General features: G+C 36.6%; 4 protein-coding genes. 3 read left to right on the top strand and 1 reads right to left on the bottom strand.

Features of this window, described 5'->3' with window-relative positions:
• The coding region (locus ACLTU0_RS03520) for an alpha-galactosidase (protein ID WP_412321414.1) at window positions 1-1442 on the top strand (1442 nt) is incomplete at its 5' end.
• Window positions 1443-1618: 176 nt separating this feature from the next.
• Here the strand turns inward: ACLTU0_RS03520 and ACLTU0_RS03515 are convergent.
• Entirely contained in the window at window positions 1619-4978 is a 3360-nt protein-coding gene (locus ACLTU0_RS03515; RefSeq protein WP_412321413.1) for a discoidin domain-containing protein, read from the bottom strand.
• 642 nt (window positions 4979-5620) lie between these two features.
• Between ACLTU0_RS03515 and ACLTU0_RS03510 the strand changes: the two genes are divergently transcribed.
• Both ACLTU0_RS03510 and ACLTU0_RS03505 read left to right on the top strand, forming a co-directional pair.
• The gene (locus tag ACLTU0_RS03510) at window positions 5621-6535 is read left to right on the top strand and encodes an alpha-L-fucosidase (protein ID WP_412321412.1); all 915 of its coding nucleotides are present in this window, start codon (window positions 5621-5623) and stop codon (window positions 6533-6535) included.
• Complete coding sequence (locus ACLTU0_RS03505; protein WP_412276329.1) at window positions 6525-7445, top strand: hypothetical protein; 921 nt, start codon at window positions 6525-6527, stop codon at window positions 7443-7445. Before ACLTU0_RS03510 ends, ACLTU0_RS03505 begins: the two co-directional genes overlap by 11 nt.
• Window positions 7446-7788 lie beyond the last annotated feature (343 nt).

Genomic DNA, 7788 nt, shown 5'->3' with positions numbered 1-7788 from the left:
GATTTTCTCTTGTTTACAGCGGAAACTTCAAAATGCTTTTGGAAGCGGAAACTTACGGAACAATGCGTTTTCAGGCAGGAGTAAATCCGCATAATTTCAAATGGAAACTTAATAAGGGAGAACAATTTATTACGCCGGAGTTGGTAATGGTATATTCAGAGAACGGATTGGGCGAAATGTCGCGTACATTTCATAGACTGTATCGCAGAAATTTATGCAGAGGCATTTGGCGTGATAAGGTACGACCTATACTTATAAACAATTGGGAAGCAACATATTTTGATTTTAACGAAGATAAACTTATTAACATATGTAAAAAGGCATCGGAACTTGGAATCGAACTTTTCGTTCTTGACGACGGTTGGTTCGGAAAACGTAATAATGATAAATCGTCATTGGGAGATTGGTTTGTCAACACAGACAAACTTCCCGGTTCTCTTAAAGGTTTGTCTGAAAAGGTTGACAAATTGGGGATGAGTTTCGGACTTTGGGTTGAGCCTGAAATGATATCGGAAGACAGTGATTTGTTCAGAAAACATCCCGATTGGGCATTGAGAATACAGGGTAGAGAAATGCATGAAGGCAGAAATCAATATGTGCTTGATATGGGCAGAGATGATGTTGTGGCATATCTTACCGATGTATTTACAGCCGTTCTTGGCAGTGCAGATATTAAATATATAAAATGGGATATGAACAGGAACATAAGTGATGCTAATTCGGCGGCACTTCCACCGAACAGACAAGGCGAAGTTATGCACAGATATATACTTGGCGTATACAAACTCATGGAAAATCTTGTTTCAACATTCCCGAATATTCTGTTTGAGGGCTGCAGCGGCGGTGCAGGAAGAAACGATCCCGGAATATTGTATTATATGCCGCAGAATTGGGGAAGCGATAATACAGATGCAGTGGAAAGAATGTATATACAGTACGGAGCCGGAATGGTTTATCCGTCAAGTACAATATGCGCACATGTATCGGACGTACCGAATCATCAAGTAGGACGTACAACACCTATGAAACTGCGTTCGGAAGTGGCTATGAGTGCTGTTATGGGTTATGAATTTGATTTGTCAAAACTTACAGATGATGAATGTTATGATATTTCGGAGCAGATTAAACAGTATAAACGTATACGCAGTATAGTTTGTTTCGGAGATTTATATCGACTTATTAACCCATTTGAAAACAGAAGCGCATCATGGATGTATGTGTCTGAGGATAAGACTAAGGCGGTTGTATTCTATTATAATAAACTTGCAAAACCGAATTCAGAAATCAGACGACTTAAATTAAAAGGACTTGACGAAGGAAAAACATATATAGTGGATAACAAAGAATATACAGGACGTACCCTTATGAATTTCGGATTGTATCTGCCGGAATATGAGAAGGATTTTGAGAGCAGAGCGTGGGAAATAGAAGAAAAGAAATAAAAATATTGCATATAAAAAACACCGCATAATACAAAATGCGGTGTTTTTATATGCTGAACATTTTTGGATAATAATATGTACCCGCCAGCCTGTTTAGACAGGTAAAGCGGGTACATATCATATACAAGGGGTATTTACTTGATGTGTGCTAATTGAAAAGATGTGTCAATATTTCTCTATTTTACTGTAATACTTTTTGAATATACATTGCTTACAGGTGTTTGAGTGGATGTCCATGAGAAAACCTTGAGCAGATAAGTTCCTTTTTCCTCAGGCATTTTTACTTTGCATACAACTCTGTCGGTTTCGCTGTCACTGAATTCAGGAGCGGAACTTAGCGCTGTCGATTGAAGAACACCATCTGAGTTGTAAATTGCGCAGTATACGTTGGCATCTTCAACATTATTATGCTCTGTGATTTTTACAGTTAGATTGCCTTCTCCAACGGCAACGTTTGTTCCGCTTTTGAATATAGCTGATAGAATTGACCAGTTGTTTACAGGTGCGCCTTTGACTTGTATTTCCCAAATGCTGGCTCCCCACTCGTTATTATTTACGGTAAATTTCAAATAACGAGCATTTATATTTCCGCTGTCAATTACTTTTCTGGTTTCTGTTGATTGTGACAGCTTGTCGACAAATGTCTGATAGTTGTTGCCGTCAATAGAATACTCTATTTTATAATTGTATCCGGCACTGTCAAGTTCAAAATCAATAGAAGTTTTTGTTATATTATAAATGCCCTCTAAATCTAAGTCAATTGTTGACGTTTGACCGGCTGTTCCTTGTTGCTGTGCCCAACGTGTTGAAGAATCACCATCTACAAGATAGGAAGCGTATCGGTTTTCATCAGTATTATATGAAGACGCATAAACAGGTTTGCCGAGAGCGATATTTGTAATTTCGTCGTTTTCTGAAACGTTAATAGTAATGTTTTTTGGTTGACTGTGGTCAAAATCAGCTTGAATTATATTTATACCTTCGGTAAGCGTGTCAAGATATGATGTGTTTAATGTTATACTGTTCCAATGCTTTTCGTAATCCTTATCTGCAATAAGTGTATAGTCGCCGTTTCTGAGTGAAGTCAGCGAACTTCCGTTTTCTAATGAAGTAAGTTGTATTGCCTGTTTCCATACCGGATTTTTATCATATGAAACCGAGTCAGGAGTAATATTCGCAGAAGCAGGTACATTGTCACTGTTGCTGTATATGTATATTTCATATACACCGGCACCCCAGCCTTCGGTGTTCATGGTAAGTTTTACATATCTTCCTCTGACGTTTGATTTTGTTTCATATACGGATGATGAGGAAGAAGGTGATTCATATAGCTTATCAACATATGTATCCCATGAATTGCCGTCTGAGGAATATTCTATTTTATAGCGTGAGCGGTTTCCGTATTGGAAAGAAATCATAATTTCATCAATAGAATATTCGTTTTCCAAATCGATCGTGAGAGACGTGATAGCCTTTGACGAATCAGGTCTGTTTACAATGTTTTGCTCCCATAATGTTGATGGATTGCCGTCTGTGGCATTTGAAGCCGGACTTATGTCATCATTTTCAGAAGAAAAAACGGGTTTACCAAATGCGAGGTTGACTCTTGAAGATGGATTTTCAAGTGGTTCTTTGTCAATGCCGGCATGATCAATTATTCTTTGTGCCGCTTCAGGAACAGAGTCTGAGGTGAACGGACGATTATCAATGCTTGCAGAAGATCCTATGCTACTGATACCGCCGGGGCAGTTATAAAAATTACCATCAAAAATATTGTCGTGGTTTGGTGGGTTAGATGCCTGAAATGAGTATACTGTATTGTCAAATACATTTGATTGAGCTTTTTTATAGCAACTGCCGTTATCAAAATATATACCCATCAGATTGTTATGAGGAGCCCATTCGCTCATTTCTATATCTGTAATGTAATTATAATAGAAATTTGAGTCGCCGTTCATACGACCGAGTGAATAAATGCCGCCGCCATCCTGTAAAAGCATACAAGTATTATGTATGTAATTCTGATATACCTTGTTTGCGGTCATTCCATGATCGGTGTCAAGCCAATTCCAGCCTATGTTTATGCCAGTATATGGGAGATAACCGATTTCGTTGTTGGCGATAGTCATGTGCTGAGGAAGCATTGCGCCTATACCAACCATATCTTGATATTCGCATGCAACATGGTCGATATAATTATTGGTAATGGTGTCATAGCGGCTTTGCCCATCCATATCGGTATATGTACGCGGCTGCTCATTCTCGGTTTGATCGTCCCATTCTCTGCCTGCCATGCCCATAGTAACACCTCCACCGGCATTTTTAGTGAAAACATTATGATCTATAAATGTATTCTCGGTATCTTCATATCCCATAATTCCCCAACTGCCGGAAAAAGAAAATTCACTGTTTATAAGGCTGATATTCTTTGTGTGTCTAAGCTGTACCATTGATTTTGGTGCGTCATAGCGTGCGCTTCCGCGTATGGCACTGTTGTCTTTGCCGCCTTCACTTTGATAACGGAACCCACCTTGCACGCTACAGTATCCGTAACTGTCCGGGGCGAGCCAATTGGAATGAAGAAATTGTATGCCATCAAATGTAATGTTTTCTGTCTTATTTTCATCGGTGCCATTTATATCAATAATTGTTTCAAGTTTTGGAGCTATAATTTCGGTTTTATTCATAATCTCGCCTTCGCGCGGCTTATAATAAAGTGTGGAAGTGTCTTTATCAAGATACCATTCTCCCTCTGAGTCCAGATAGGCGAGAGAGTTTTCAAGATAAAAAGGTGTATCTCCCTGTGTGTGGTGATTCCATGCAAAACTGTTGTCAGGTGCTTTGAAAGTAACACGTCCGGTAGAAGAATTGTATGATTCTATTCTTGCACGGAATTGACTCCAACTTGAATTCCATATTATTTCAGCATCATTTCCAGCCTTTTGAGCATATTCGTTGTTTGTGCCTATAAACAACGGATATGAGCCATCCCCTCCTGAAGCACGGAAGTAAGGACCTCCGGTTTCCTTGTTTTCCAGATTAGGAACTCTTGCGCGTATGGCGCGGTCATTGTTAGTATACAATTGTCTGAAAGACCAATCAATATTTTCATGCTTATAAATATTAAGCGATTCATCATAAAGTTCCCAATTGTCGGAAATATCAACACCTCCGCTGACTATTGGACTGTTTCCGTTCTCGTCGGTAATGCCACGATAAATTACACTAAAACCGTTAGTTCCGGAATCTGCTTGGGTGAATTCAAGAGTGTTATCCATATAATAAACACCGGATGCAATATTGACGATAATATTGCCGGACATATTGCTGTTATGCACTCTAACTTCGGCCTTAGCTCGTTCAAGAGTTTTAAAAGGTGATTCGGAACTGCCGGAATTTGAGTCGTTACCGTCGGGAGATACATAAATCTCCGTATCAGTATCAACGGCGGATGCACTTACCGGTAAAGCTGCTATTCCGCAGTTGACGAGAAGGGAAAGACTAATGATACTGCATACAAGTTTTTTGACGTTCATGGTCAAGCCTCCTTAAATATTATTTCTATAATAATATTATATAGAAAAGGCTAATTAAGAGCAATATAGAAGAATACGGAATACAGGTGAATAATTTGTTATTTGTAGTTTTAGATATTTTTTTCACATACAAAATGATATTTTTCGTCTTGTTTTTTGGGGAGCGATAATTTAAAATTATAAGCGAAGAGAAAAAACTCTTTAAACACATTTTCATAAAAACGGCGGATTCTCCCTGAATTATAAGGGTTCAAAATAATATTCTCTCTCATTTCCAACCCCTTAACCGCCGGATAATAAAAAAATCTCTTGCTAATGTAGCCCCTATTGAACAGCAAGAGATTTTTTTATTCCGATATAATCGATGTGTTATTTATAATTTGCGAATAGTATCTCTTATTCTCTCTGTGAAAATAATATTAAAAACTTCTATATATAATTAAAGTTTTCTCTATTGAATGAGCACAATATGACCGATATAATATAGCTGTAACATTAGCTGTGGACACTTTGATTTTTCAGCAGATGACGGTATAATTAAAGTCTTTATAGAAGAAAGGAACAGAAATTATTATGATTACAAGGGAAAGCGGCATATGCCCGGATAAATATCAGTTAAAACAAATTGAACGCAGGTTTGGAATGTTTATACATTTTGGAATAAATACTTTTGCAAACTGTGAATGGTCGGACGGTCAATTAGACAAAATGCTATATAATCCATCATCACTTGATTGTGACGGATGGGTGAAAACGGCAGCTGAAAACGGTATGAAATATGTGATAATAACAGCCAAACATCATGATGGGTTTTGCATATGGAATACCGATACAACGGAATATTGTGTGAAAAATACGGCTTGTATGACAGATGTTATCGCAGAGGTTTCAAAAGCATGTAAAAAGTACGGAATTTCATTGGGAATATATTATTCACTATGGGATAGAAATTCAATTTTGTATAAAGAGAATTTTAGAGAAGGATATTTACCGTATATGAGAACGCAGATATATGAGCTACTAACCCATTATGGTGATATATGCGAATTATGGCTCGACGGAAGTTGGGATAAACCCGGAAACGCATGGGAATTTGATATTCTCTATGATATGGTAAAAAATATAAATCCGTCATGTCAGATAGGAATAAATCATACTATCGGAAGAAATACACTCGAGCCTGAAGAACGCTATATGCCGGAACGTTGTATTGAAGGTGATCCTATAAGAATGTTTCCGTCTGATTTTCGTTTATGGGATCCGTATCCGTGTTCAGAGAACGATCCGAAAATATATACATATAAAGGAGAAAAATATTATTTGCCGTTTGAAATGACAATATGCTCACGCGAAGGATTTTCATGGTTCAACTCTGATGAATATGAAAAGAAAGAATTTACGGATATTTCTCAAACTGTGCAAAATTGTATCAGGGCATTTTCTCAAAAAAATAATGTAGTCATTAATTTGCCGCCTGATAAAAACGGAAAGCTGTCAGAGGGAGATATAGAACATCTTGAGAAAATTGTGAAAGGAATAAATTCATATGTTAAATAAGGGTTTTTGCGTAAATAACGGTGAGATTAAAATAGATAACGGAATATTACGCGTGATTGTCGATTATCAACGTGGAGGAAATATATCATCGCTGTATTTCAATAATAAAAATTTTGAACTGCTTTTTCAACCCAAACACAGTAATTTAGATATTCCTCAAAAAGGTGATAGCTTTGAAAAGTATGCGGCAACCGGATTTGATGATACCTTTCCCAATATTGATGCTGAAAAAATTATATATTCGGGCAGAGAGATTACTTATAATGATCATGGTGACATTTGGACGTCAAGAATGAATATGCTTATTGATAATGAGGATATTGTATTATATTCAGAAAATGATGTGTATTTCTTTGAAAAACGAATAAGCTTGAATAAAAACAGTCTTATATTGAAGTACAGAATAAAAAATATATCAGAGAATATATATCCGTGTTTCTATACAATGCACTGTTTGTTTGATTTATATGAAGACATGCATATTATATTTCCAAAAGGAACTGATTTAATTGAAAATGCTTTGTGTGATGAAAAATTAAACAACAAAAGAGAAATGCATAAATTTTTCGGCGATAGATACAGTATAGGAACTGATGAAATTTGTTCGAATGGATATGAAAAATTTTATATATGCGGAGCGGTAAGTGAGGGTAAATGTGGCATCGATTATAGGGGAAAGGATGTACAGGCAGATATAGAATGGGATAATAATGTACTCCCGTATCTCGGCTTTTGGATAACTGCTGGCGGTTTCAGAGGCGATTATAATTGTGCATGGGAACCGTCGTCAGGCTATTATGACTCAGTTTCACGTGCACTTCGGAACAATGCAGTATGGGAGTTGCTCCCTCAGGAGGAAAAACAGTTTGACATAACAATAACGGTACATGAAAATTCGCAACGAAAATGAAATATGCACCGATACTGACGTTTCTGTAATGTGAGTAGCTAACAGAATAAAAGAACAATATCAAATATAATTGATATTATTCCGAATGGCTGATATAATATTCTTACAAAAAGTTTTGTTCTTTTATATGTCGGTTAATATTGCACAAATGAGATAAAACGGTTTTGTGCAATATTAACGAAATTCAATTTTTTTATAAAAAATCGCCGATTTTGAGTGAAAATCGTGATTTTTGAGAAAAGTCAAGAATCTGTATTACAATTTGTATTACAATTTAATCGAAAAATAGTGCCAAAAAGTGAAAAATAGTGACAAAGTGAAAATAAATTTAAAAAACAAAAAA

Origin of the sequence: Hominilimicola sp. (genome assembly GCF_046972485.1) — a bacterium.
GTDB classification, from domain to species: domain Bacteria; phylum Bacillota; class Clostridia; order UBA1381; family UBA1381; genus Hominilimicola; species Hominilimicola fabiformis.
Note: the sequence above shows the minus strand (reverse complement) of the source record. Positions and strands in the feature narration are given on the sequence as shown.